This window comes from Kitasatospora sp. NPDC048662 (assembly GCF_055587065.1).
In genome coordinates this window covers 1-24,086 of the sequence record NZ_JBVJHA010000009.1, presented here as the reverse complement: position 1 = coordinate 24,086, position 24,086 = coordinate 1, and the positions used below count along the sequence as shown (strand labels likewise).

Genomic DNA, 24,086 nt, shown 5'->3' with positions numbered 1-24,086 from the left:
CACGCGTCAACATCTGGAGGAAAATCCATTTTCAACTATGGCCAAACCTCCACTCAATGTCACTAGCGGCCTTCAATCGGTCGAATGCCGCACGTGAGTTCACGCCCATCGTTACCGTGAAAGCTCCGTCAGAGTACGGGGCCACCCCAACATGGCCGATCATTTCGTCAGTCATGAGGAATCGCCAACCGTTGGCTGGCCATCGCGACCCACCAAACTGCACCGGCCGGAACATTGAAAGAAAAGGCTCGAGATCGTCCACCGAAAGGCCAGAAGACCGGCACACAAATGGCGCTGCCTCGATCGCCTCAGTAAAGGCGTGGAATCCGAAGAAGTCCTCCCATCCCATCAAAATCCGCCGCCACGGCTCATCATCCTTGGCCTCGAACACGACTCCCGGCAGCTCCTCGTCAAATGCCCAGGCCCACCCTCCGGGATCCATCATGAAAATGCACATGTGCTCCTCTCGAGTTATCTCGCGCGGAAGGAATACTCGCTTGACCCCCTCGAGAGGGACATCCCAGGATGCGCTCATATCGTAAAAACTTCTTAGCCCGCCGGGAACCCAAATGGCTTCAATTCCGTCCAACGCTTTTCGGGAGGCGGATTCGGAACGGTACCAGGAGGAGAGGAACTTTCTCTCTCGGAAAATTTTTAGTTCCATGAAATCCTGCTCCATCAGTCCCACCAGTCTCGACTCAGAAAGGTCTCACCGTACACTTCTCCGCCTTTCTTGTAGTAGATCGTCAGGGACGACTTCGAAGGCAGCATATCGGGAAGTGTCGAACGGCATGTCGGGCAGTTCCAATCGCCCGTATGGTACAGGGTCCCCTCGGAGAGCTGCTTCTCCCTCATGAACGAGGCAGTCTGTGCTTCGAGGTGATCGTAGTTCATGCCGGCACCCGGCGGCGCCTTGTAGCCCGCAGGCAGGTTCCGCTCACCTGAGACCATCTTGATCGGCGAGTCCATGTCGAAAGACTCAGAATGGGGGAAGAACGCGCCACCAATCGATTGTCGCTTGTGCTTCAATCCATCGAGCGCTTCCTGGGCCGCAGTGAATCCTGCTTCGTGACAGTTATGGACAAGAATCGGGGTATTACCTGCTACCACATAGTACGTGTGGACGCTGGCGACGGTGAGGTTGCGGACAGTGGCCTGCTGGGTCCAGCGCTTGACAGCGGTGATCTGGACGTGGGTGCCGGCGCTGGTCTGGATCCATTGGCCGGGTTGGAGGTCGGTGGCGTCCGTCCACTGGCCGGTTTCGGGGGTCCAGAAGGGGTGGTGGTCGGTGGCGGTGATGGTGTCGGTGGTGGTTCCGGCGGGCCCGTCAGTGTCGACGGTGATTTCAATGAGGTTCTTGGTGCCGGTGCCGATGATGGTGGCGAGGACGGTGTGGGCTTCGGTGGTGTTCTGCTCAGGGTCGGTGGCGAGGACCTGGTCGCCGACCTGAACCTGGTCGATGGGTTTGGCGGTGCCGTCGGCCATCTCAACGGGTGTGTCGGGCGTGAAGCTGTTGCTCTCGCAAGCGATCGGTACGTTCGGCCCGCCGGAGTCGGGTATGCCCTTCTTGGCTATGAGGTCGCGCAGGTCGTCAGCTTTGCGGGAGGCGTAGGCGGCCGCGTCGTCGGCCCATTTGAGGATGGCGTTGGCTTCGGCCAGGCGCTTCTCGAAGGAGCGGTAGGCATCGTAGGCCCTTTCGAGCGCCTTGGCGATCTTCTTGGCCTTGAAGATCTTGCCCCAAGGGATGGCGCCCATGATCATGGAGGCGCAGGCGCCGATGGATCCCTTGGTGAAGCAGTCGCGGATGTCGTTGATGCCGAGGACTTCCATGAGGATCTCGCCGCCGGCTTCGATGACGACGTCGACGAGGGTCTTCTTCTTGATCTTCTTGGCTTCTTCGACCTTTTCGGCCGGGGGCGGGGGGATGGGTTGGTCGGCGGTGTCGATGATGGGGCTGTCGTCGTTGGGGAGGGGGGCGCGAACCATGCCGCTGGGGTCGCTGCTGGTGACGGGTGCGTTGTTGGCGTAGGCGTAGGCGTTCAGTGCCTGGGGGTCCGAGGGGTTCAGGACCGGATCGACGGAGATGAAGCGGCCGGTGGCGGGGTCGTATTCGCGGGCGCCGAGGTGGGTGAGGCCGGTGGAGTCGTCCTTGGTGCCGCCGACGAAGCCCTTGCTTCCGGGCCACAGGGTGGGCGGGGTGCCGCGGTCGGCGCCGAAGGGGGTGGTGCTGCGGCGGGTGACGGCGCCGGTGGCGCTGTCGATGGCGAGTTGGGCGGTGCCGTGGTGGTCGGCGATCTGGATGGAGACGTTGCCGTCGCAGGTGCGGACCAGGGTCGGGGAGGTGCCGTGGCTGTAGTAGCGGGTGCCGCAGACGGTGCCGGCGGGGCCGGAGCCGGTGAGTTTGAGCTCGGTGGCGCCGAGGTAGAGCGTCACTCCGTCGGGGGCGCGCTTGAGCAGCCGAGTTCCGTCGGCGTCGTAGAGGAAGGAGGTGGTCTTGGTGCCTTCGGCCACCTTGGCGAGGCGGCCTTCCGCGTCCCATTCAAGGGTCTGCTCGGAGCCGGAGACGCGGCGGGTGATCTGGTTGCCTGCCGCGTCGTAGACGTATTCGTCGAGGCGCTGCCCCGCGGGACCGGTGGAGGTGGTGGAGGTGGAGGCGTGCGGGCGGGGGCTGCCGGGGGCGGGGTAGGCGTAGGTGCGGCTGATGTTCTTGGTGGTGTCGCCGGCGGGGTCGTGGATGGTTTCGGAGAGCCGGTTGCCGGTGACGTCGAAGCCGTAGCTGTTCCAGTAGGGTTCCGGTCCGCCGACGGTGGTGGCGGCGTTCTGCGGGGTCGGTGTGGTGGAGCAGTCGGTCTTGGCCGTCCAGGCGGCGCTCATGCGCCGCAGGTGGTCGTAGCGGAAGCACTGCTGGTCGACGGCCCCGGTGTCGGTCTTCTCCTTGATTCCGGTGACGTTTCCGGCGTCGTCGTAGCTGTAGGTGGTGGCGGAGATCTCCGGGACGGTGCCGGTGGTGCGGGAGACGACCGAGTCGGTGAGGCGGCGGGTGCCGTTCTCGTAGTAGTAGGCCTGGGTGATCGGGTTGGCCGCGGTGCCCACGACGTGGGAGAGGGTTTCGCCGCTGTCGCTGTAGGTGGTGGAGCGGACGTAGGAGGTCGCGCCGGTGAGGCTGGTGGGCTGGCCCATCGCGGTGTAGCCGTAGACGAGGTTCTCCAGCGGTAGCCCGCCCGCCTTGGGCAGGAGCGTGGAGGACAGCACGCCGTTCGAGCTGTAGGCCATCGTCGTGCTGTACGTACCGGCCAGGGCTTCCTCGCCCGCGACGGACGGGACGGTGACCTTGATGCCGAGGGGGGAGCCGGCGGCGCTGTAGCCGGTGACGGCGGTGGTGTAGGCGGCTCCGCCGCTGACGCGGCTGGAGGTGGCGGGCAGGCCCAGACCCTTGGCGGCGGTGTCGTAGGTCCAGGTGGCGAGGGTCGTGCCGGCGCCGTCCTGCAGGGAGGTCTTGCGGCCGAGGACGTCGTACTGGGGTGTGAGGACCTGGCCGCGGGCGTCGGTGGTGGACAGGAGCCGGCCGGCGAAGTCGTAGGTGCTGGTGGTGGTGCCCTTGTCGGGGTCGGTGGTGACGGTCGGCCGGCCCCTGAGGTCGTAGGTCCAGCTCCAGGTGTTCTTCCCGGTGGCGTCGGTGACGGAGGCCTGCTCACCGCGCTTGGTGTAGGTGAAACGGGTCGCGTCGTAGTCGGTCGCGGGTGCGTCGATCGCCGGGGTGGCGCTCTGGGAGTGGTACTGGCGCAGCTCGGTGGGGTGGCCGGTGGCGTCGGTGAGGGTGAGGGTGCGGGTGCCGCCGGTGGGCGGGATGGTGGCGGTCCAGTTGCCGCCGTAGAGGGTGCGGGTGCGCCACTTCTCCACGCCGCCGGTGTAGGTGATCTCGTCGGTGGGGCGGCCTTGGCCGTCGAAGAGGAAGCCGTTCTGGGTCGGGATCTCGTTGTCGGGGATGTTTCCGACGGCCGTTCCCTCGGGGGCTCCGCTCACGAGGTGCGGAGGGTTGGTCTGGGCGACCTGCCCGAGGGTGTTGTAGTAGGTGTCGCTGACGTTGCGGTTGGTGACGGTGGTGCTTGTGGACTTCGCGCCGGGCTCTTGGCTCTGGCGGGTGCGTCCGAGTCCGTCGAAGATCGAGTAGGAGGTGCGGTATCCGCCTGCCTCCAGGCGGGTCGAGGTGCTGGAGGAGACGTCGTCGCTGACGTCGTTGGCGGCGTTGACGGGCAGCCCGTAGCCGAACTTGCTGCTGGGTTCGGTCGGGTGGGCCGACTTGGTCCACAGCGGGCTCCACACGTTGGCGAGGCGTCCGACCGCGTCGTACTCGAGGTCGGTGCGGTTGCCGTTGGCGTCCTCGGAGGCGATCTGGTCGCCGCGGAGGCCGTCGAGGTGGGTGACGCTGGTCAGCCACTGGGTGGCGGGCCGGTCCCGGGGCGTCTTGGTGGTGATGGAGGTGGTCAGTCCGCCCGGGTTGGTGGTGTAGCTGGTGAGGGTGGTGTCGCCGTAGGAGTCGGTGCTGGTCTCGGGGCGGCCGTGGGCGTCGTAGGTGGCCTGGGTGAGGGTCTGGTACTGCGGGTTCTGCCCGTTGTAGGAGGCGACTTCCTCGGTCTTGGTGACCAGGCCCCGGCTGGGGGCGGCGGTCAGACTGGTGGAGCCGTCGTAGTAGATCCGGGCGTCCTGGACGGTGTCCTGCGGGTAGGCCGGCGTGGTGGCGCAGTCGACTGCGACCTTCTCGGTGCGATACGGCTTGTCCTTGATGCGGCCGCTGGAGTCGGTGAACCAGAAGCGGGTGCAGGAGTCGTCGTCCGAACGGGTGGGGTCGCCCTCGTCGTTGACCTGGGTGGTGCGGCCGAGGCTGTCGAAAGTCTTGGTCAGTTCGGTGCGCTGCCAGGCGGTGGAACCGGTGGAGCCGGTGGTGACCTGGGTGTAGGAGGTGGTTTTGGCTGTGTCGCGCTGGTAGGCGTTCAGTGCCCCGGGGGTACCGGGGCGGTTGCGCGTGGCGGTGGGCGCGGAACGGTACGGCTCGGAGGAGACGCTGCCGGTCGGGGCTCCGTTCTCCCCCGAATAGGTGACCGTCTCACGCAGCGACCCGGCGAGGCCCTCTTCGTCGGTGATCGCCACGTTCTGGGAGTCTGCGACCGAGGCGCTGCGGGTGCCGTTCTTGAGTTTGTCGCCGTTCATGCCGCGGAAGTAGACGGCCTCGGTGCGGACGGCGTTGTCGCCCTGTGCGGAGTCGCCGGTGATGGTGCGGACGCGACCGTAGCCGCGGAAGTCGTTCCAGGTGCGGTCGGCGTCGTTGGTGGTCTCACTGGTGTCGTAGTGCCAGGCAGCGCCGCCGAGGTACTCGTAGCGGGTCGTCTTGCTCCTGGCGCCGACGAGGCGGTCGGTCTCGGTGACCTGGCGGACGACGTACTTGTGGAAGAAGTCGTCGGCGGCGATCTGGGACTGCGGGGGCGTCCAGCGGACGGGGTAGCAGCGCAGGGTGTTCTGGTCGAGTGCGGTGGGCATCACCGCGGGGGCGTCGCGGCGGCACTCGGGGTCGGAGTAGGTGACGTCGATCTGGCCGCCGGTGTCGAGGCCGACGGCGGTGATGCGCAGTCGGGCCAGGTAGGGCAGTTGGTCGGTGGTGGCGCTTCCGGTCACGCGGTTGGCCATGGGTGTGCCGACGAACGTGGTGCGCGGGAGTTTGACCTCTGCTCCGGTGATGCCGGTGCCGGCGGCCTTGCCGGTGCGGGTGATCGAGTTCAGCCACAGGGCGGGGGCGAAGCCGTCGTTGGCGCTCTTGAACTCCTGGTCCAGGGCCCAGTTGTCGATCGGCTGGTAGGAGGTGCCGTTCCAGACCTGGGTGGAGATGCCGGTCAGCCGCTTGCGGTTGAAGAACGACGGCGTGTGCTGCGTGCAGGTCGCGCTCGAGCAGACCTGGTCGAACGGCACGTCGGGCCAGTTCGCCGCGTGTGCGGAGTCGAAGGCGCCGCAGTCGGCCGCGCAGCGCTCGCCGGTGTTGAAGAGCACCTGGGCGGGGGCGGTGGCGTAGAGGTTGTCGGAGCGCAGGCCGTAGTCGATGCGCTCCAGTTGGCCGCCGCGCACGTAGGAGGCGGGGGCGGTGCCCATGTTGGGCGCGTAGCTGTTGGTCTCGGCCGCGTAGTAGTACGACATGGCGTTGCCGTGCACGTCCTCGACCAGGTCGAGGTTCCACCGCCAGCCGAGGTTCGCGCACTGGGAGGCGGCGTAGGTGGCGGCGTGGCACGGTTCGCCCGGGTGGTTTCCGTAGACGGGCTCGGTGAACACCGCCTGGGTCTCGCGCTTGCCCGAGCTCCAGCCGGGCAGGCGGCCCGCGCCGAAGGTGTAGCGGGTGCCGTCAGTCGTGGTGCAGGCCCAGTCGTCCAACCTCACCCTCGGTCTGCGCGCCAGCGACGAGAACGACACGAACGCCTGGAAGAAGTTCGACAACAACCCCCGGCTGGTCGTCACCTACAACTACCCGCCCAACAGCCCCACCGGCTACGGCACCAACCCGTACACCGCCTGCGCGACCACCGCGGCCGGCGCGACAACCCTCGGGGCGACCACCGCCACCAACCCGATCCAGTTGCAGGCCACCGTCAGCGACCCGCAGGGCGACCAGGTCCGAGCCCACTTCTGGCTCACCGACGACGACACCAACACCCAGTTGACCGAATGGACGTCCGGCTTCGTCAACAGCGGAACACCCGTCGGCTTCGCGATCCCGAGCAACCTCATCCCCACCGACCGACCCATCAGCCTCCGCTGGCAGGTCCGCGCAGAAGACGGCACCGACGCCTCGCCCAGCGAGCCGGCCATTCCCTGCCATTTCAAGGTCGACCCGGTCGGTCCCAAGTACCCGCCGCTGGCCGCGTCCCCCGAGTACCCGCAGCAGCAGTTCGGCGCACCCGCCGGAACCGCCACCAGGTTCACACTCGACGGCAGGGGCGACCCGGACGTCGTCGGCTACCGCTACTCGTACGACAGCGACGCCCTCACCCAGGCCATCAACACCACCGCCGGCGCCAAGGTGACGCTTCCGGAGTTCAAACCCATGAGCGCCGGCCTGCACACGCTCTATGCGGCCAGCATCGACACCGCCGGCAACCGCTCCTCCACCACCGCGTACCGCTTCTACCCCGTGCGCCCCGCCAACGCGCCGAAGGTCCCCGGCGACCTCGACAACGACGGCTACGTCGACCTCATCGGCACCGCGACCAACGAGGACAAGCTCTACTTCTACAAGGGCACCGCCTCCATCGACCCCGCCACCACCCTCGTCACCACCAACTTCACCCGCAACACCGACCCGCTGGCCGCCGACCTACCACCGTGGAAGACCGCGCTGATCGCCCGCGGAGGCGACTTCATCAACGACGGCATCGCCGACACTCCGCCCGTCGGCCAGCAACGCCAGAGCTGGGACGACGGCACCGAGGACGTCCTGGCCCTCCAACCCGACGTCTACAACGACCCCGCACTGCGCACGCTCTACCTGTACGCCAACGACGGTGGCGGCCCCGGCGGCGCGGGAACCGTGCACTTCCAGAGCACCCTCGGCACCCCGGTCACCGACCCCAAGGTCGGCGGCGCCGCCTTCGGCTGGAACGACGTCACCCAACTCGCCACCGCAGGAGACATCGGCACCTCACCCACCAACACCGCCAAAGACGGCAACCCCGACCTGCTCATCGTCGTCGCCGACAAGCTCTACGCCGTCTACGGCCGCCCCTGCACGGTCGGAGGCGACTGCACCTTCAGCCAGCCCCAGGAAATCGGCGCCACCGGCTGGAACAGCATGCAGATCCTGCGCGCCACCGACCTGACCGGCGACGGCAACCCGGACCTGATCGCCCGCAGCAAGACCTCCACAACCGACGGGCTGCGGATGTACCCCTACTCCGCCACCACCGGCCCCGTCGGCCTCGGCACCGGCGCCACCCGCATCGCCATCGGCACCATCGGCTGGGACACCACCGCCCTCCCCACCCTCACCGCGCCCGGCGACATCGACCTCGACGGCAAGATCGACCTCGTCGGCACCACCGGCACCGGCAGCATGCGCTTCTGGCACGGCAACAACGCCACCGGCTTCACCAGCTCACTCACGGGCAGCATCACCGGCATCGGCAACAAGTGCGTCGACGTCTCCAACTCCCAGGATCAGGTCGTTCTCTTCACCTGCAACGGCGGCGACAACCAGCACTGGACTTGGAACAACAACACCCTCACCACACTCGGCAAGTGCCTCGACATCGAACACCCCGCCAACTCCAACCCGCTCGCGCTCATCACCACCTGCACCGGCTCCACCAACCAGCAGTGGGAAGCCCTCCCCGACGGCAGCCTGCGCAACACCGGCTACAACCAGTGCCTTGCCTCCCCGGAATCCAGCACCGCCGACCTCACCCGCCTCATCCTGTGGACCTGCGCCGGCTACACCGACCAGAAGTGGCAGGCCCCCATCCAACTCGGCCCACGCGAAACCCTCTCAGGAGGCTGGCTCACGACCGCCAAACTCGCATAGCCACTCCCTAGTGTGCTGGGACCACCAGTCCGGCGAACCCCGAACCGGGCAGTCGAAACTGCGGCAGATCTCCGGTCGTCGGCACACCGGGACGTGGACCTTCCTGCCAGGTTGAAGCGGCCGTGCCGTCGTGAGGGCATCCCTCTCGGCGGGGCGGCCGCCGCAGCGCCAGATAGCCGAGGTGCATAGACATCGGGTTCGTATAGTCCAGCAGCCATGCATCCGTCGCCTCTCGCACGATCGCCTCGACTATCTCGCCCAGGACCGGGAAGGTCCGCAGGGCACGGAAGACGCCGCCGGCTCCGAGACTGTCGCCGACCGTCTACCGAAGGTCGAACTCGCGCGGAACCGCGAAGTCGGTGAGCGTCGCCGGGTGGCCGCCGAAATTGACCACGTTGATGACGAAGTCCGCCCCGCTCACCGCCGCAACCAGCTCGCCGAACGCCGCGATCGTCGGTACCGTCTCGCCCTACCTCGCCACCGCATGCGCCATCAACGACGCCGTCCGAAGCCACTCCGGGTCGCCCTGCGGTGTACGTCCGTAGGAGGTTGATGCAGAGCTACGGGCCGCCCGGGTCCGGAGCTGTGGACCCGCGGACTCGGTGCCGACCGTAGTTCGGCCGTCAGCAGGCGGCTCGTCCTATTCGAGCTGCTTCGGCCAGGCTGGACGGTAGGTGCCAGCCTTCCAAGGTCGATGTCATGTAGAGCCTCGCCTTGAGGCCGATCAGCAGTTGGCGGCGGTGCTCCTGGTCGGCTCGGGCCCACTCGTCCGCGAGGGTCTGGCCGGTTTCGACGTCGATCCAGGCGGCGGGTCGCTGCGGGAGAGCAGCGAGGCGGCAGCGTTCCTCGACGAGGACCTCGAGGGCCTCGGAGTACTCGTCAGCGCCACCGGGGTAGTCGAACAGACCGCGGCGCTTCTCCTCGCGCAGGTCCTTCATGGCCTGGGCGACGTGGTTCAGCTGCTCGGTGTGGTCCTCACCGGGGATGAACTTGCGGACCGTCATCGCCACGCCGGCCAGGCGCTCCACCAGTGCCGCGACCGCGGCGGTGGCCCGCTCCCCCTTGACGGACTGCCCCTTGCACGCCGGCTTCCCGGTCTTCCGCACGCACCGGTAGTACTCGTAGATGCGGCCGTTGCGGGCATGGTTCTCCTGCCGATACAGCCGGTCCCCGCACCGGTCGCAGTGCACCACCCCCAGCCACGGTGCGGCCCCGTTCGCGCGTTCTCTGGTCACCGACCGCTCGTCCATCGCGGCCTGGATCGCCGCCCATTCCTCGTCGGTGAAGAGGGGCTTGGCCATTCGGATTGGGAGGCCCTTCGCGTCGCGGGCGAGCTTGCGGGCCTTCACGGAGCGGCCGATCAGCTTGAGGCCCATCGTGGCCGGTGAGCGGAGGATCTTGCCGATGCTGGAGGCGTTCCAGTGGTTCGACGGCGGCGTCTTGCGCTTGCTCGAGTACGTCTCGCCCTGGTTCTTGAACACGTGGGTGGCGGGGGTGTCGAAGCCGGCGGCCTCCAGGGCCGTGGCGATCATCCACTGGCTCTGCCCCTGCAGGAGCAGCTTGCCCATGTAACGGACCGCCTCGGACGTGACCGGGTCCGGCTCCAGCGTCCGCCCGCCGCCGGGCCGATCCACGATCCGGTACCCGTACGGCGGCTGCCCGCCCGCCCAACGGTCCGTCTTCCGCAGATGCCTGGTGCGCGCCGGCGACGCGGGCCTTGATCCGCTTCAGCTCCATCTCCGCGAAAATCGAGGCCAGCATCAGGAACACCTTCGCCAGCTCGTTCCCGAACGAGCTCTCCCTCCCCTTGCGGTAGTCCAGGGTGATGCCGTCGTCGGTGAAGACCAGGACCTTGTAGTTCTCCTCAGCCCAGTGCGCCACGTCCGCGCAGTCCTTCGCCGACCGGAACGCCCGGTCCACCTTCGCCCACACCAACGCGTCCCACTCGCCCTGCCGATCGGTCAGCCACGGCCCCAGGTCCGGACGCTTCCACGGAGTGACCTCCGCCGACACGTCCAGGTCCTCGAACGACCCGACGATCTCCCACTCCTTCGACAGCGCATGCCGCGCCGCCGACTCCGCCTGGACCAGGTGCGATACCTTGCCCTCGTCCCCGTGCGTGTCCGAGACACGCGAACCAACCACCGCCCGAACCGGCGCCAACGTCGTCATACTGCCCACGGGTAGCCCCCAACCGCCCAGGCCAGCAGACGCATCCGAACCACCCACACTCGAACGGGTGGACCCTTTCAGAAAACGCGTCGTTCCGCTGGAGGATCGACTACTTGATGGCCACCCCCGACCTCGCCGCCCGCTCCGTCGAGGCCCGCGTCGAACGCGCCGCCACCCACGCGGAGCGCTGGTCGGACCACGCGCCCGTCACGGCCGTCTTCGACATCGCCTGACTCCCATACCACCAGCGGAAGATGAAGCATCCGCTGAATCCTCCCAGGTCACTGCCGCACCTGCTCGGCGCGGAGCCCCCAGAGTGTTCTGGCCCCTCCTTGGACCGCAAAGCACGGTTCGCAGGTCGCCCCCGTTCGGAGGGGGTGGGGCCAGCCGTCGATCGGCGGGGCGAATCGAGTTGTCAACGTCGAGACGGAGCCGACGGCGGCCGCGCCCTGATCCTCACCACCGACGGGCGCGGTCTCCGTAGCCGACCGGCTCGTCTCCACCGCCGACGGGGGCGTCGGCCTCCAGGGTGGCAGTGGCGGTCGGACGCTCCGTCGACTTCTTCGGATTCTCCGGCACTCTCTTCTCACGCCTCGCCCTGATCGCCACCGGGCAACTCGTATCCCCGGAGCGAGGGCCAAGGTGCGCAGCCCATCGGCGACGAACGGGTTTCGGCCCATACGCGATTTGACGGTACGTCAGAAGTACGGGCCGACGGGGGCTTCTGCGGAGGGCTTCGACCACGAGTTCCGTCGATATGGTTGACCGCATTGAAGTGACCATGGCATTTTCGTGCGGCGCGGACGTGCACCACCCGGTCGCACGCCTGCAATCCCCCACAAGGAGAGCCATGTTCAAGAGATTCGCCGCCGCGCTCGGCGCGGTCGCGGTCGTCGCGGGTGCCCTGACCTTCGGTGCCGCTCCCGCGCAGGCCGTTCAGGCGGGCGACCTGACCTCCACGATCGCGCTGAGCAACTGCTCCGCCTCGCTGGTCCGCTACCCGAGTTCGGTGGACACCGACCGGGCGATGATGCTGACCAACGGCCACTGCCTGCCGACCATGCCGTCGGCCGGCCAGGTCATCCAGAACGCGACCGCCAGCCGCAGCGGCACGCTGCTCGACTCCGCCGGCACCTCGCTCGGCACCGTCCAGGCGGACAAGGTGCTGTACGCGACGATGACCGGCACCGACGTCGCGCTGTACCAGCTCACCGACACCTTCGCCGCCATCACCACCAAGTACGGGGCGACGGCGCTGACGATCAGCGACACCCATCCGGTCGACGGGTCGGCGATGTACATACCGTCCTCGTACTGGAAGCAGGTGTGGAACTGCTCGATCAACGGGTTCGTCAGCACCCTGCGCGAGGACCAGTGGACCTGGCACGACTCGCTGCGTTACAGCGCGGGCTGCAACACCACGCACGGCACGTCCGGTTCGCCCATCGTCGACGCCGCCAGCAAGAAGGTCGTCGGCATCAACAACACCGGCAACGACGACGGCGCGATGTGCACCCTGAACAACCCGTGCGAGGTGGCCGCGGACGGCACCACGACCGTCACCAAGGGCCAGAGCTACGGTGAGGAGACCTACTGGTTCACCACCTGCCTGGGCACCGGCCGGGTGATCGACCTGAACGTCAGCGGCTGCCTGCTGACCAAGCCGGCCGGCGCGGCCGTGTCGGTGACCAACCCGGGCAACCAGTCCACCGTGGTCAACGGTTCGGTCAACCTGCAGATCCAGGCGTCCGGCGGCACCGCCCCGCTGAGCTACTCGGCCACCGGCCTGCCCGCCGGCCTGTCGATCAACGCCTCCACCGGTCTGATCAGCGGGACCCCCACCACTGCGGGCGGCTCCTCGGTGACCGTCACCGTCAAGGACGCGGCCAACAAGACCGCCTCCACCACGTTCTCCTGGACGGTCACCACGAACCAGGGCACCTGTACCCCGGCGCAGCTCCTCGGCAACCCCGGCTTCGAGACCGGCACCGCCGCCCCGTGGACCACCACCTCCGGTGTGGTCGACAACTCCACCTCGCAGGCCGCGCACAGCGGTTCCTGGAAGGCCTGGATGGACGGCTACGGCTCCGCCCACACCGACAGCATCCAGCAGACCGTCACCATCCCGACCGGCTGCAAGGCGTCGCTGAGCTTCTGGCTCCACATCGACACCGCCGAGACCACCACGTCGAGCGCGTACGACAAGCTCACCGTCACGGCGAACGGCACCTCGGTCGCCACGTACTCCAACCTCGACAAGAACACCGGCTACACCCAGAAGACCATCGACCTGTCGGCCTACGCCGGCCAGTCGGTGACGGTGAAGTTCAACGCCGTCGAGGACGCCTCGCTGCAGACCAGCTTCGTGATCGACGACACCGCGATCCAGACCAGCTGAGCCCCACGGCCCGGCGGAGCCACCCGAACGCTTCCGGTGGCTCCGCCGGGCTGAGTCCTCAGCGCGGCGGGGTCGGGTTCAAGGCGCCCAGCACAGGGTGCGGCCCGCGCCCCGCCGAGCGACTCGGCGGGGCCCGTCGCCGGGCCTCGGCGGGGGTCCGGTCGGGGACGGGGGCGCCGGGCCGGGGGACGCCGTCGGACGGAGGACGGGTCATGCCATCAGGGTCCCGGACGTGTGATCACGACTTCCGCGAATCGACGACCCGGCGCAGCTTGCCGAGCGAGCGTTCCAGGGTGTCCTGGTCGACGACATCAACGCCGACGGTCATGCCGACGCCGTCCTTGACGCCCTTGGCGAGGGCTGCGGCGGCGGCCCCGCGCTCGTCGGCGGTCGCGTCCGGCCGTGCTTCGACACGCACGGTCATGTGGTCCATGCGTCCGCGCCGGGTCAGTTCCAGCTGGAAGTGCGGGGCGAGGGCGGGGATGCGCAGGACGATCTCCTCGATCTGGGTGGGGAAGACGTTGACGCCGCGCAAGATGATCATGTCGTCGCAGCGGCCGGTAACCTTCTCCATGCGGCGGAAGGCGGGCCGCGCGGTGCCGGGCAGCAGCCGGGTGAGGTCGCGGGTGCGGTAGCGGATGATCGGCAGGGCCTCCTTGGTGAGGGAGGTGAAGACCAGCTCGCCGCTGTCGCCTTCGGGCAGCGCCTCGTCGGAGAGGGGGTCGACGACCTCGGGGTAGAAGTGGTCCTCCCAGATGTGGAGGCCGTCCTTGGTCTCGACGCACTCGCCGGCCACCCCCGGGCCGATCACCTCGGACAGGCCGTAGATGTCGACGGCGTGGATGTCCAGGCGCTCCTCGATCTCACGGCGCATCTCCTCGGTCCACGGCTCGGCGCCGAAGATGCCGATCTCCAGGGAGCTGGTGCGCGGGTCGATGCCCTGGCGCTCGAACTCGTCGAGGAGCGTCAGCATGTAGGAGGGGGTGACCATGATGATCCTGGGCCGGAAGTCCTGGATGATCTGGACCTGGCGGGCGGTCATGCCGCCCGAAGCCGGTATGACGGTGCAGCCCGCGCGTTCGGCGCCGTAGTGGGCGCCGAGGCCACCGGTGAACAGTCCGTAGCCGTAGGAGTTGTGCAGGATGTCGCCGGGGCGGCCGCCGGCCCCGCGGATGCACCGGGCCACCATGTCCGCCCACATCGACAGGTCGTTCGCGGTGTAGCCGACCACGGTGGGGCGGCCGGTGGTGCCGCTGGAGGCGTGGATCCGGCGGACCTCCTCCCTCGGGACGGCGAACATGCCGAAGGGGTAGTTGTCGCGCAGGTCGGCCTTGGTGGTGAACGGGAAGCGGACGAGGTCGGCGAGTGTGCGGCAGTCCTCGGGCCGGACGCCGGCCTCGTCGAACTTACGGCGGTAGAAATCGACGTTCCGGTAGGCGTGTTCCAGGGTGCTCCGGAGCCGGGTGAGCTGGAGCGCCTTCAGCTCCTCGGGGTCCAGGCGCTCGCCCTCGTCCCGCAGACCGCTCGGGAGTGCGTCGCCCAGTCGCCGGGGCCCGCCGACGGAACGCGTCGTGCCGGTGGTCGTGCTCATCGTGTCTCCTTCACATCCTTGAGGCTGCGGCTGCGGCCGCGGAACTCCGCGATCACCTCGTCGCCGCGCAGGACGGTGATGTCGTAGATGCCGCTGCGGCCGAATCTGGTGCGCTCGTGTGCCGTCGCCACGAGCAGGTCGCCTTCGCGTGCCGGGGCGACGAAGGTGATGTCGGCGCCCGCCGCGACGGTGACCGGACCGTGGCTGTTGCAGGCGCAGGCGAAGGTGGTGTCGGCCAGCAGGAACAGGTATCCGCCGTGCGCGATGCCGTGGCCGTTGACCATCTGCGGGGTCACCGTCATGGTCGCCGAGGCCGTTCCGTCGCCGGCGGCCAGGAGTTGAATTCCCAGGCTCCGGGACGCCGTGTCCGCGGCGAACATCAGCTGGGCGGGTCCTGCCGCGACCGTGCCGTCGGGTGGTCGATTCATATGCATTTCACCACTCTTGTCGCCCGACCGAACATTCGGTTACAGTCTCGATTTCGGCCAAGTAATCCAGCATCGGCAGTGCCTGTCAAGAGGTGAGCGCATGTCGCCGAACGCCCAGGACCGACCCGATTTCTTCGCCGGTTCTCCTCCGTCCAATGCGCCACGTCCGCGAACTCCTTCGCCCACCTGAACGCCCGGTCGACCTTCGCCCACACCATCGCGTCCCACTCGCCCTGCCGATCGGTCAGCCACGGCCCCGGGTCCGGACGCTTCCATGGCGTGATCTCCGCCGACGCGTCCAGGTCCTCGAACGATCCGACGAGCTGTTCTGTCCGCTGGAGGATCGATTACTTGATGGCCAGTCAATGACTCGCGGCCACCTGCACCGAGGCCTGCGTCGAACGGGCCGCCTCGCGACAAGGCCGAGCGGCAGGTGGCGCAGCCGCTCGCCGATGGTCCTGGCATGGAGCGGCGGGCGCGCGGGGGTGAGGGCGTCGAGTGCGCCGCCGGGGTGGACGAGCACGCTCGTCGTCGTGCTGCCGGCGGCACGCAGGCGGCGGTCGAGTTCGACGGCGAAGAGCATCTGGGCCAGCTTGGAGCGTGCGTAGGCACGCTTGGGCCAGTAGTCGTAGCTGCTCCTCAGGTCGTCGGGGTCCAGGGATTCGGACTTGGCGGCGAAGCTGCCGGTCGCGACGATCCGGCTCCCCGGGGTCGCCGCGAGCAGGGGCGTCAGGTAGTGGGTCAGGGCGAAGTGGCCCAGGTGGTTGGTCGCGAACATCAGCTCGTGGCCGGCCCTGGTCTCGCGACGTGGCGGGTGGTCGAGCGCCACGCCCGCGTTGTGGACGACCGCGTCCAGGCGGTCCAGCCCGAGCGCGTCGACGGAGGCCTCCACTGAAAGCGAGATCGGCCAGGTCCATCGGCACGTACCTCACCTTGGCGCCGGGCACGCGCGAGCCGATGGAGGCGATCGCGGCTTCGGCCTTCGCCGCGTCGCGGCTACCGAGAACGACCGTGGCCCCGGCGCCCGCGAGCTGCTCGGCGACGAAGTACCCGATGCCCGCGTTGCCGCCGGTGACCGATCCAAGGACGAGCGGACACTTGGCGGACACTTGTTCGTCATCGAGTGGCCGTGAACGTTGCGGTGCTTGGCCCCGTTGTACAGCTGTTCCCTCGTCGGCTGGTCGGATCTGTTTTTGTCCGGCCCGGCCCGGGCAGGCGCGCCGCACAGCGAAACGGCAGAACTCTGCGGAGGAGAGGTGGCAGCCGTGGCACGGGTGGAGCTGGAGGGGAAGACGGCACTGGTGACGGGCGGCTCGCGCGGGCTCGGCCTGCTGGTCGCCGAAGAACTGGTCCGGCGCGGCTGCCAGGTGGCGGTGTGCGCCCGGGACGGGCAGCAGCTGTTGGTCGCCGAGCAGCGGTTGGCGCGGCTGACCACCCGGTACGCGGCACTCGAGTGCGACCTGACCGCGCCCGGCGCACCGGACGAACTGGTCGAGCGGGTGACCGCCCGGCTCGGCCCGGTGGACGTGCTGGTCAACAATGCCGGGGTGATCCAGGTCGGCCCGCTGGCGGCCATGGACGCGGCGGACTTCCGCCGCGCCTGGGACACCATGGTCCGCGCCCCGCTGGAGCTGATCCTGGCCGTCCTGCCGGGCATGCGGGACCGCGGCGCCGGCTCGCTGGTGACGATCGCCTCGATCGGCGGCCCCGTCCCGGCCCCGCACCTGCTGCCGTACAACACGGCCAAGGCCGCACTCGCCGCGCTGTCCCGCGGTCTGCGGGTGGAACTCTCCGGAAGCGGCATCCAAGTCACCACTGTGACACCGGGGTTGATGCGGACAGGCTCCCACTTGGCCGCGCAGTTCTCGGGCCGGGCCCGGCACGAGTACTCCTGGTTCGCCACCGCGTCCGGCGCACCGCTGCTCTCGATGGACGCGGGCCGCGCGGCGCGGCGGATCGTCCGCGCCACCGAGTCCGGCCGGGCCGAGCTCACCCTCACCCCCGCGGCCAAGCTCGCCACCCGCATCCAGGCCCTCGCCCCGGCCACCGCCGGCCGCGCCCTGGCCTTCACCGCCCGCCTCCTCCCGGGCCCCGGCCCGGATCCGGATCACAACTGCCCGGGCCAAGACGCCGCCCGCCGCACCGGCCGCCTCGTCCCGGCCCTGACCGCCCTGGCGGACCGGGCCGCGAGGCATACCAACGAGCCCGGGGCGCAAGGCTCTTGACGGCGCTCCGGGCCGACCTGGGAACAGCGGACCGAAGAACGCGTCGCGCGGCAACCGGGCCTGTTCCAGGCGCAGTTCTGCGGGCGACGGCACCTCCACCTGCCGGGCCGGGGTCAACTCATCTGCGTGTTCGACGAGTTCTTCGAGGGCGCCGAGCAGGGCGCCGGTGGTGGTGGCGTCGTCGGCGTGGGTGAGTTGGGCGCTGATCCGGCGGTGGTCGCACACGTGGGCGGTGATCTGGCGGTGGGAGCGCAGCCAGTCGCCGGCCCGGTAGCCAGTGGTGCCGAGGGCGCTGATGTCGATGATGACCTGCAGGGGGTCGAGGTCGGCGGCGAGTCCGGGTCCGCAGAAGTCGTCGCGGCCGTGGACGTGCAGGCCGTCGTGCGGTCGTCGAGGCCTCCCGTCGCGAGCACGTCGGAGCGGAACACGTCCGCGCCGAGGACGTCCAGCACCCTGGGGTCGGCGCCGCGGCCCTGCTTGTGGCCGGGTGGGGTGAACGCGACGAGCGGGTTGGCGTGCAGTGCGGAAAGCGCTTCCACCACGGGAGCCTGCGACTGGTCAATGCGGCGCGCCTGCCCGTCGCCCGCTTCCGGAAACCGCCCATGGCCCGCTTGGGGTGCGGTCGTCCCGGGCAGACGCGGGGTCGGGCCCGGCGGACCCCGGGCGGAGACGACCGGCGGAAGGAGTGCGCGATGCGCGCGGTGACCTGGCAGGGCAGGCGGGACGTGCGGGTCGAGGAGGTGCCCGACCCGCAGATCGAGGATCCGTCGGATGTGCTGGTGGAGGTGACGTCGACCGGCCTGTGCGGCTCCGACCTGCATCTGTACGAGGTTCTCGGGCCGTTCCTGGACCCGGGCGACATCCTCGGGCACGAGGCGATGGGCACCGTCCGGGAGACCGGCTTGGCGGTCCGCACGCTGAGTCCGGGCGACCGAGTGGTGGTGCCGTTCAATGTCAGCTGCGGCACCTGCCGGATGTGCGCGGACGGCCTGCACTCGCAGTGCGAGACCACCCAGGTGCGCGAGTACGGCAGCGGCGCGGCACTGTTCGGCTACACCAAGCTCTACGGTCAAGTACCGGGCGGTCAGGCCGAGTTGCTGCGCGTTCCGTTCGGCGACACGCTGCCGGTGAAGGTGCCGGACGGGCCGCCTGACGACCGGTTCGTGTTCCTGTCGGACGTGCTGCCGACGGCCTGGCAGGCCGTCGAGTACGCGGACGTCCCGGACGGCGGCACGCTGCTGGTGCTCGGGCTCGGCCCGATCGGCGACATGTGCGTGCGCATCGCCTTGCTGCGCCACGGCGTCAGGCAGGTGATCGGCGTGGACCTGGTGCCCGAGCGGCTGGAGCGCGCCCGGGACCGCGGCGCCGTCGTCCTCGACCTGAACGACCTGCCCGACGCACTGCCCGAGACCGTTCTCGACCTGACCGACGGCCTCGGCCCGGACAGCGTGATCGACGCGGTCGGCATGGAGGCGCACGGCTCCCCCGGCGCAGCCGCCGCGCAGCGCGCCACCGGCCTGCTGCCGGACGCGCTCGCCCGGGCGCTGATGCAGCGGGCCGGCGTGGACCGCCTGCAGGCCCTGCACCTGGCCATCGAACTGGTCCGCCGCGGCGGCACCATCTCGGTGGTCGGCGTCTACGGCGGCATGACCGACCCCCTCCCGCTGCTCACCATGTTCGACAAGCAGATCCAGCTGCGGATGGGCCAGGCCAACGTCCGCCGCTGGACGGACGACCTGCTGCCGTTGCTCACCGACGCGGACCCGCTGGGCGTCGACACGTTCGCCACCCACCACCTGCCGTTGGACGAGGCACCGGCGGGGTACGAGATGTTCCAGCAGAAGCGGGACGGCGCGGTGAAGGTGGTGTTCCGTCCCTGAGCCGCTTGCCTGTCGCCGTGATCCGCGCAAGAGGAGGGTGGACCGCAGGCCGTCGTACGCCCGCGCCCGCTCGAACGACGAGAGCCGCGACGGGCGAGAGACGCCTGCCGCACCCATGCGGGGGAATCCCATGGAGGTCGACCACCATGGACCCCACTCGCCGGTACGCGGTGACTCTGCCCGGCGCCGTCGGCCGCCATGCACCACCAACCGTGGTCATCGTTCACTCCACCGATGCGGTCGGGCCTGACGGGCGACTCGTCTGGGAAAGTTCCGCCGGCGACCTGCGGGTGGAGATCGACGGCGATGTGGCGATCGTGCTGCCCGCTCCCGGACGGGACGTCCGACCCCTGCCTGCACGCCGTGCCCCTGCCGTAGGCATCTCGCCGAGTTCGGCAGTGTCGGGCAGTCGGCCGAGGTCCTGTTCGAGCCGGTCGGAGGCGCGGGCGGCGGCCAGGTAGCCGGCGGCGGCCCCAAAGGCCATGTCCTGGAACTGCGTTCGGAGGGAGACCCGCCGTGACTGCCCCTCCCCCACCGACCGCACCGCCGCCGCCGGCCCCGCGCGGCCCCCTCTCCGCAGCCGTTCTGACTGCCCTGGGCGGCTCCGGCCGGTACGCGTTGCCTTCGTCGGCACCGGCCGGCGATCCCTGGGGGGACGACCTCCAACTCGCCCTGTACGTCTGCTATGAGCTGCACTACCGGGGCTTCGCGGGCGTCGATGACGGCTGGGAGTGGTCACCGGAACTGCTTGCCCTGCGCGCCGAGCTGGAGGCGGTCTTCCTCGCCGCGCTGCGCCGCGAGGTCGGGCGGCCGGCGCCGCTCGCCGAGGTGCTGGCGGGCCTGCTGGTCGACCCGCCGGACGGCGACGGGCCCTCGCACCACCTGCTGGCGCGCGGGACCAGGACGCAGGCCGGCGAGTACCTGGCCCACCGATCGCTGTACCACCTGAAAGAGGCAGACCCCCAGATGTGGGCGGTACCGCGGCTGCCGAACCCGGCGAAAGCCGCGCTGGTCGCCGTGCAGTACGACGAGTACGGCGCGGGCCGGCCGGAGCGGGCGCACGCCCAGCTGTTCGATCCCGGCGGAGTGCTGCTCCTCGTTCGGTCCTCACTGGCCGATCCCGACGCCACCGTCCGACGCTTGCGCTCCGCCGGCCTGCACACCGACATCACAGCGCGGAAGTCGCAGGACCCGACATCACAGCGCGGAAGTCGCAGGACTTCGGCCCGGTGATGACCTCCCGGGCGCAGTGGTTCGAGGCGAACGGGCTGGTCGAACCAGGCGTTCGCACCGAGGAGTTGGCGGTGATACGCAGTGTCCGCCCCTGACGACGACCCACCTGCCTCACGAGTGCGCCTGACTGAGCGCGGCCCCCTGCTGATCGACGGACCGGTGGAGCTGCTGCTGCCCGACGGCAGCACGCTGTACTGCGACCGCCCGGTGGTGGCCGTCTGCACCTGCCGTCGCAGCCGCCACTACCCGCTGTGCGACACCAGCCACCGCTGGCACGGTCGCTCCCGCTCCGAGCCTCCGTCTTCCACTCCGGTACCGCCGGCTTCCCGGTAGGCCCGCCGTCGGGAAGATCCTTGGCGCGGTCGCGAACAGCGCGCACACCTGTGAGTTCACCCGGAGCGTGGCGTCTCACTCACTCGGTGAGCATCCGGGCGACGGCCCGCTCGACGTCCTCCCCGATCCCAGGCAGTCCGGGCCCCGGCGGCGGACCGCCGGCCGCCAGCTCGGGCAGGGCGTCGGCCACCGTGACACCGCGCTCGAAGCACTCGAACAGCTTCGGGTTCAGGTACGAGGCCCGGCAGACCGCCGGGGTGTTGCCCAGATACCCGGCCACCTCCCGCACCACCCGCGCAGCGGCCCGCCGACGTGCCGCCGACGAACACGCGGCCTGCGGCCAGGACACCGCCAGGCCGACGGCGGCGAGCACAGTCGCGTGCCAGGTGCGATGGTCCTTGGCCGTCAGGTCCGTCCCCGAAGCCTCCCGCAGATACGCGTTGAGTGCGTCCGCATCCACCTGCTGCCACCGGCCACCGGTCCAGGAAGCCCACAGGGCCGGCTCGGGCTCGTTCCGCCGCAGCAGGGCGCGGACCACGGCCGCGCACTCCCGGTCGATGACGGTCAGTTCACGCCGCCGTCCGGACTTGGCCGGGTAGGCGAACCTGATCCGCTCCCCACGCACCGCCACCTGCGCGCGCAGCAGCGTGGTCAGCCCGTAGCTGTCGTTCTCCGCCGCGTAGCTCGCCGACCCGGCCCGGAACATTCCCAGATCGAGCAGGCGCGCGGCCGCCGCCAGCACCCTGGTCCGGGACAGGCCGCGCCGCCCGAGATCGTCCGCCACCCTGACCCGTACCTTCGGCAGGCACTCCGCGACCGCCAGCACGTGGGCGTGCTTCGCTGCCTCCTGCTGTTCCCGGAACTGCGGGTGGTAGAGGTACTGCCGATGTCCGGCCGCATCGGTGCCGACCGCCTGCAGGTGTCCGCGCGGGTCGGGGCAGATCCACACATCGTTCCAGGCAGGCGGGATGGCTAGCGCGGCAAGTCGCCGCCGCACCTCGGGATCGCGGATCACCGCACCGTCGACGTCGCGGTACCCGAATCCCCGCCCGTGCCGGACCCTCCGCCAGCCGGGTCGATGCGGGTCACTGGTCCGCAGCCTCATCGTCATCGCCGCCCCCGCAGATACGGCCCCCATCGTCGGCGGGTGGGCGCAGAGTGCGGTGGAACAGTTCGAGCACCGCACGAACCGTGTTCGCCTGGACGGCGTGGCGGTCGCCGGAGACCGCCGCAGGCCGATCGACCAGGGTGAGCGTGGGCGTGGCCAGTGCCACGAAGACAGTGCCCGGCTCGGCGCCGCCGTGCGGGGCCGGCCCGGCAGCGCCGGTCGTCGCCAGGCCGTACGTGGTGCCGCAGACCCGTCGAACACCACGCGCCATCGCAGCGGCAACCTGCGGGTCCACCGGGCCTTCCGCCCGCAGCAGGTCCGGGTCCACGCCGAGCAGCTCGCGCTTCATCCCGGTGGTGTAGGCGACGACGCCGCCCCGGAACGCCTTCCCCGCCCCGGGCGCGTCCGCCAGCGCCACGGACAGCAGCCCACCGGTCAGCGACTCGGCGGCCGACACGGTGTGCCCTGCGGCGGAGAGCGCCGCCATCACCTGCCGCGCCAACTGCCCACTGCGGGTCGCGAAGGATTCGGTCGATGCCACGTGCACGCTCCGCGGCTGCCCCGGTCCAGCCGTCCAAAACGGCCGGCAGGCACCCGCCGGCACCGCTTGAAGTGCTGCACGCCGCGACCACCGTGCGCTCACCCGCGTTGAAATCCCGTCCTAATACTCCAGCTGTAGATCGTGATCTTGCTGGTTAGGGCCGGCGCGGGGACGGATACGGCCACCGTTGATCATCGTGAGTTGTGTGGACTGACGATGAGACGGTGGCCGCAGGTCACAGCATGGATCCCGCTCGATGGCGGGAAGGGTTCCTCGCTGTCGTCCGTGCCGACGAGCACGCCCGGCACCCCGCTCCGGAGGAGCTGATACCGCTCACCTGCCATGAGATCCAGCGCCTGTTCGTCGCCCCGGTCGTGCGCCCCGTGCACGACGCCGCCCACCGGATCGGCTGGTCCGACTGGCGGCGACGTCACCAGGCTCGGTCCCGAGCCGGCCACTACCACCGGCAAGCCGCGAACCAGACATGATGTGCCGAGCACGCTGGTTGGCAACTGAGCACCGCAGCTGGCCACTTCGGTGCTCAGCGGGCAAAGGGCATCTGTTCAGTCGAGGACCGCGGTGGCTTCGATCTCGACCAGATGGTCGGGAACGTCCAGTGCCGCAACGCCCAGCAGCGTGGCCGGCGGGACCGGGGTGGTGCCCAGCTTTGCGGCCGCCCGGGAGATCCCCTCGAGCAGCGGCGGCATCTTGTCGGGGGTCCAGTCGACGACGTAGAAGGTCAGTTTCGCCACGTCGTCGAAGGAGCCGCCAGCCTCGGCCAAAGCGGTGCCGATGTTGAGGTAGCACTGCTCGACCTGCGCGGCGAGGTCGCCTTCGCCGACCGTGATCCCCTCGGCATCCCAGGCGACTTGCCCGGCGATGAAGACCAGCTTCGACCCAGTTGCGATCGACACCTGCCGGTAGACATCGATCTTGGGCAATCCACTCGGGTTTACCAGGTTGACGGCCATGCTGCCTGCCTCCTTGTCCTGAGCGCCTGTGGGCTCGTGTCCGCCCAACGAGGGCACCTTCGGTCTCTTGCGGTTACTCAGGAACCGTAGGAGAGTGGACGCTGACATGGAAGAACGCACTTTCCAGTGACTGGGGAACCCGATGGTGACCAAACAGATCAAGGGCCCATCCGAGGGAGCAGACCTCAGGCGCGCGGACTCATTGGCGCGAGAGATCTTCTCCGACGTTGCCAACAAGTGGGCATTCCTGATCATCGAGACTCTCGGTGAACGCACCCTGCGCTTCAGCGAACTGCGGAACGAGATCGAGGGCATCAGCCACAAGATGCTCACCCAGAACCTGCGCATGCTGGAGCGCAACGGCCTGGTCGAGAGAGACGTGCACCCCACCGTCCCGCCGCGTGTCGAATACACCCTCACCGAGCCGGGCCAGGGCCTACGCGAAACCGTCGACGGAATGTGCGACTGGACCCACCGCTACTTCGGGCACATCGAGGCCGCCCGCCACCGCTTCGACGCCTGACCGCTGATCACGATCTACAGCTGGAGTACTAAGGGCGTCCGCCAGTAGGTGCTGGCAGCAGGGCAGGCACGGTTCACCCGATCATGGAGTTCTCTACGCTTCATGATCACCGGGGGATCCGTGCCT

The 24,086-nt window shown here is 69.2% G+C and carries 15 protein-coding genes and 8 pseudogenes; 11 read left to right on the top strand and 12 right to left on the bottom strand.

The features are described 5' to 3' along the window. Positions 1-31: 31 nt before the first annotated feature. Both ACZ6R9_RS23450 and ACZ6R9_RS23445 read right to left on the bottom strand, forming a co-directional pair. Positions 32-679, bottom strand: a complete 648-nt coding sequence (locus ACZ6R9_RS23450; RefSeq protein WP_465540091.1) for a hypothetical protein — start codon at positions 677-679, stop codon at positions 32-34. Then, positions 679-6,414 (bottom strand): RHS repeat-associated core domain-containing protein, encoded by a 5,736-nt coding sequence (locus ACZ6R9_RS23445; protein ID WP_465540089.1) that lies wholly within the window; start codon positions 6,412-6,414, stop codon positions 679-681. Before ACZ6R9_RS23445 ends, ACZ6R9_RS23450 begins: the two co-directional genes overlap by 1 nt. Between ACZ6R9_RS23445 and ACZ6R9_RS23440 the strand changes: the two genes are divergently transcribed. Continuing rightward, positions 6,380-8,557: a ricin-type beta-trefoil lectin domain protein gene (locus tag ACZ6R9_RS23440; protein ID WP_465540087.1), complete on the top strand. Its 2,178-nt coding sequence runs from the start codon at positions 6,380-6,382 to the stop codon at positions 8,555-8,557. The genes ACZ6R9_RS23445 and ACZ6R9_RS23440 overlap by 35 nt on opposite strands. A gap of 7 nt (positions 8,558-8,564) precedes the next feature. On the opposite strand, the pseudogene ACZ6R9_RS23435 reads toward ACZ6R9_RS23440, so the two are convergent. The 3 genes and pseudogenes from ACZ6R9_RS23435 to ACZ6R9_RS23425 all read right to left on the bottom strand — a co-directional run. Continuing rightward, positions 8,565-8,864 (bottom strand): annotated as a pseudogene (locus ACZ6R9_RS23435) (family 4 glycosyl hydrolase); the annotation flags it as partial. A 316-nt stretch (positions 8,865-9,180) separates the two neighbouring features. Beyond that, on the bottom strand, positions 9,181-10,191 hold the full coding sequence (locus ACZ6R9_RS23430; protein WP_465540085.1) for a recombinase family protein: 1,011 nt from the start codon (positions 10,189-10,191) through the stop codon (positions 9,181-9,183). Positions 10,192-10,243: 52 nt separating this feature from the next. Further along, a pseudogene (locus tag ACZ6R9_RS23425) lies at positions 10,244-10,729 on the bottom strand (recombinase family protein); the annotation flags it as partial. Positions 10,730-10,824: 95 nt separating this feature from the next. Here ACZ6R9_RS23425 and ACZ6R9_RS23420 point away from each other — a divergent pair. The 3 pseudogenes from ACZ6R9_RS23420 to ACZ6R9_RS23410 form a co-directional block, all read left to right on the top strand. After that, positions 10,825-10,962, top strand: a pseudogene (locus tag ACZ6R9_RS23420) (exodeoxyribonuclease III); the annotation flags it as partial. Positions 10,963-11,486: 524 nt separating this feature from the next. Beyond that, a pseudogene (locus ACZ6R9_RS23415) lies at positions 11,487-12,197 on the top strand (S1 family peptidase); the annotation flags it as partial. Between the two features lie 201 nt (positions 12,198-12,398). Then, positions 12,399-13,127 (top strand): annotated as a pseudogene (locus ACZ6R9_RS23410) (Ig domain-containing protein); the annotation flags it as partial. 238 nt (positions 13,128-13,365) lie between these two features. Here ACZ6R9_RS23410 and paaK read toward each other — a convergent pair. The 3 genes and pseudogenes from paaK to ACZ6R9_RS23395 all read right to left on the bottom strand — a co-directional run. Further along, the gene (gene paaK / locus ACZ6R9_RS23405; RefSeq protein WP_380478923.1) at positions 13,366-14,718 is read right to left on the bottom strand and encodes a phenylacetate--CoA ligase PaaK; all 1,353 of its coding nucleotides are present in this window, start codon (positions 14,716-14,718) and stop codon (positions 13,366-13,368) included. Next, a complete protein-coding gene (paaI, locus tag ACZ6R9_RS23400) occupies positions 14,715-15,146 on the bottom strand; it encodes a hydroxyphenylacetyl-CoA thioesterase PaaI (protein ID WP_380478925.1) in 432 nt (143 codons plus the stop codon). The genes paaK and paaI overlap by 4 nt, the downstream gene beginning before the upstream one ends. A gap of 367 nt (positions 15,147-15,513) precedes the next feature. Further along, positions 15,514-16,255: pseudogene (locus tag ACZ6R9_RS23395) on the bottom strand (SDR family NAD(P)-dependent oxidoreductase); the annotation flags it as partial. A gap of 147 nt (positions 16,256-16,402) precedes the next feature. Between ACZ6R9_RS23395 and ACZ6R9_RS23390 the strand changes: the two are divergent. Next, the gene (locus ACZ6R9_RS23390; RefSeq protein WP_465540083.1) at positions 16,403-17,371 is read left to right on the top strand and encodes an SDR family NAD(P)-dependent oxidoreductase; all 969 of its coding nucleotides are present in this window, start codon (positions 16,403-16,405) and stop codon (positions 17,369-17,371) included. Between the two features lie 27 nt (positions 17,372-17,398). On the opposite strand, the pseudogene ACZ6R9_RS23385 reads toward ACZ6R9_RS23390, so the two are convergent. Next, positions 17,399-17,752 (bottom strand): annotated as a pseudogene (locus tag ACZ6R9_RS23385) (ornithine decarboxylase); the annotation flags it as partial. Between the two features lie 311 nt (positions 17,753-18,063). On the opposite strand from ACZ6R9_RS23385, the gene ACZ6R9_RS23380 reads away from it, so the two are divergent. From ACZ6R9_RS23380 to ACZ6R9_RS23365, 4 genes are all read left to right on the top strand, one after another. After that, the gene (locus tag ACZ6R9_RS23380) at positions 18,064-19,251 is read left to right on the top strand and encodes an alcohol dehydrogenase catalytic domain-containing protein (protein WP_380478929.1); all 1,188 of its coding nucleotides are present in this window, start codon (positions 18,064-18,066) and stop codon (positions 19,249-19,251) included. 146 nt (positions 19,252-19,397) lie between these two features. Next, complete coding sequence (locus ACZ6R9_RS23375; protein ID WP_380478931.1) at positions 19,398-19,712, top strand: DUF6296 family protein; 315 nt, start codon at positions 19,398-19,400, stop codon at positions 19,710-19,712. Positions 19,713-19,767: 55 nt separating this feature from the next. Beyond that, positions 19,768-20,484 (top strand): iron-containing redox enzyme family protein, encoded by a 717-nt coding sequence (locus tag ACZ6R9_RS23370; protein ID WP_465540081.1) that lies wholly within the window; start codon positions 19,768-19,770, stop codon positions 20,482-20,484. A gap of 117 nt (positions 20,485-20,601) precedes the next feature. After that, the gene (locus ACZ6R9_RS23365; RefSeq protein WP_465540079.1) at positions 20,602-20,817 is read left to right on the top strand and encodes a CDGSH iron-sulfur domain-containing protein; all 216 of its coding nucleotides are present in this window, start codon (positions 20,602-20,604) and stop codon (positions 20,815-20,817) included. Between the two features lie 79 nt (positions 20,818-20,896). Here ACZ6R9_RS23365 and ACZ6R9_RS23360 read toward each other — a convergent pair whose 3' ends face one another. After that, complete coding sequence (locus ACZ6R9_RS23360; protein WP_465540336.1) at positions 20,897-21,922, bottom strand: DNA topoisomerase IB; 1,026 nt, start codon at positions 21,920-21,922, stop codon at positions 20,897-20,899. Beyond that, complete coding sequence (locus ACZ6R9_RS23355; protein ID WP_380478938.1) at positions 21,903-22,466, bottom strand: CinA family protein; 564 nt, start codon at positions 22,464-22,466, stop codon at positions 21,903-21,905. The genes ACZ6R9_RS23360 and ACZ6R9_RS23355 overlap by 20 nt, the downstream gene beginning before the upstream one ends. Before the next feature lie 269 nt (positions 22,467-22,735). Here ACZ6R9_RS23355 and ACZ6R9_RS23350 point away from each other — a divergent pair. Then, positions 22,736-22,954 (top strand): annotated as a pseudogene (locus tag ACZ6R9_RS23350) (IS701 family transposase); the annotation flags it as partial. Between the two features lie 75 nt (positions 22,955-23,029). Here the strand turns inward: ACZ6R9_RS23350 and ACZ6R9_RS23345 are convergent. Continuing rightward, positions 23,030-23,437, bottom strand: coding sequence for a RidA family protein (locus ACZ6R9_RS23345; RefSeq protein WP_266571041.1), 408 nt, complete (start codon positions 23,435-23,437; stop codon positions 23,030-23,032). Between the two features lie 142 nt (positions 23,438-23,579). Between ACZ6R9_RS23345 and ACZ6R9_RS23340 the strand changes: the two genes are divergently transcribed. Next, on the top strand, positions 23,580-23,960 hold the full coding sequence (locus tag ACZ6R9_RS23340; RefSeq protein WP_380478941.1) for a winged helix-turn-helix transcriptional regulator: 381 nt from the start codon (positions 23,580-23,582) through the stop codon (positions 23,958-23,960). Positions 23,961-24,086 lie beyond the last annotated feature (126 nt).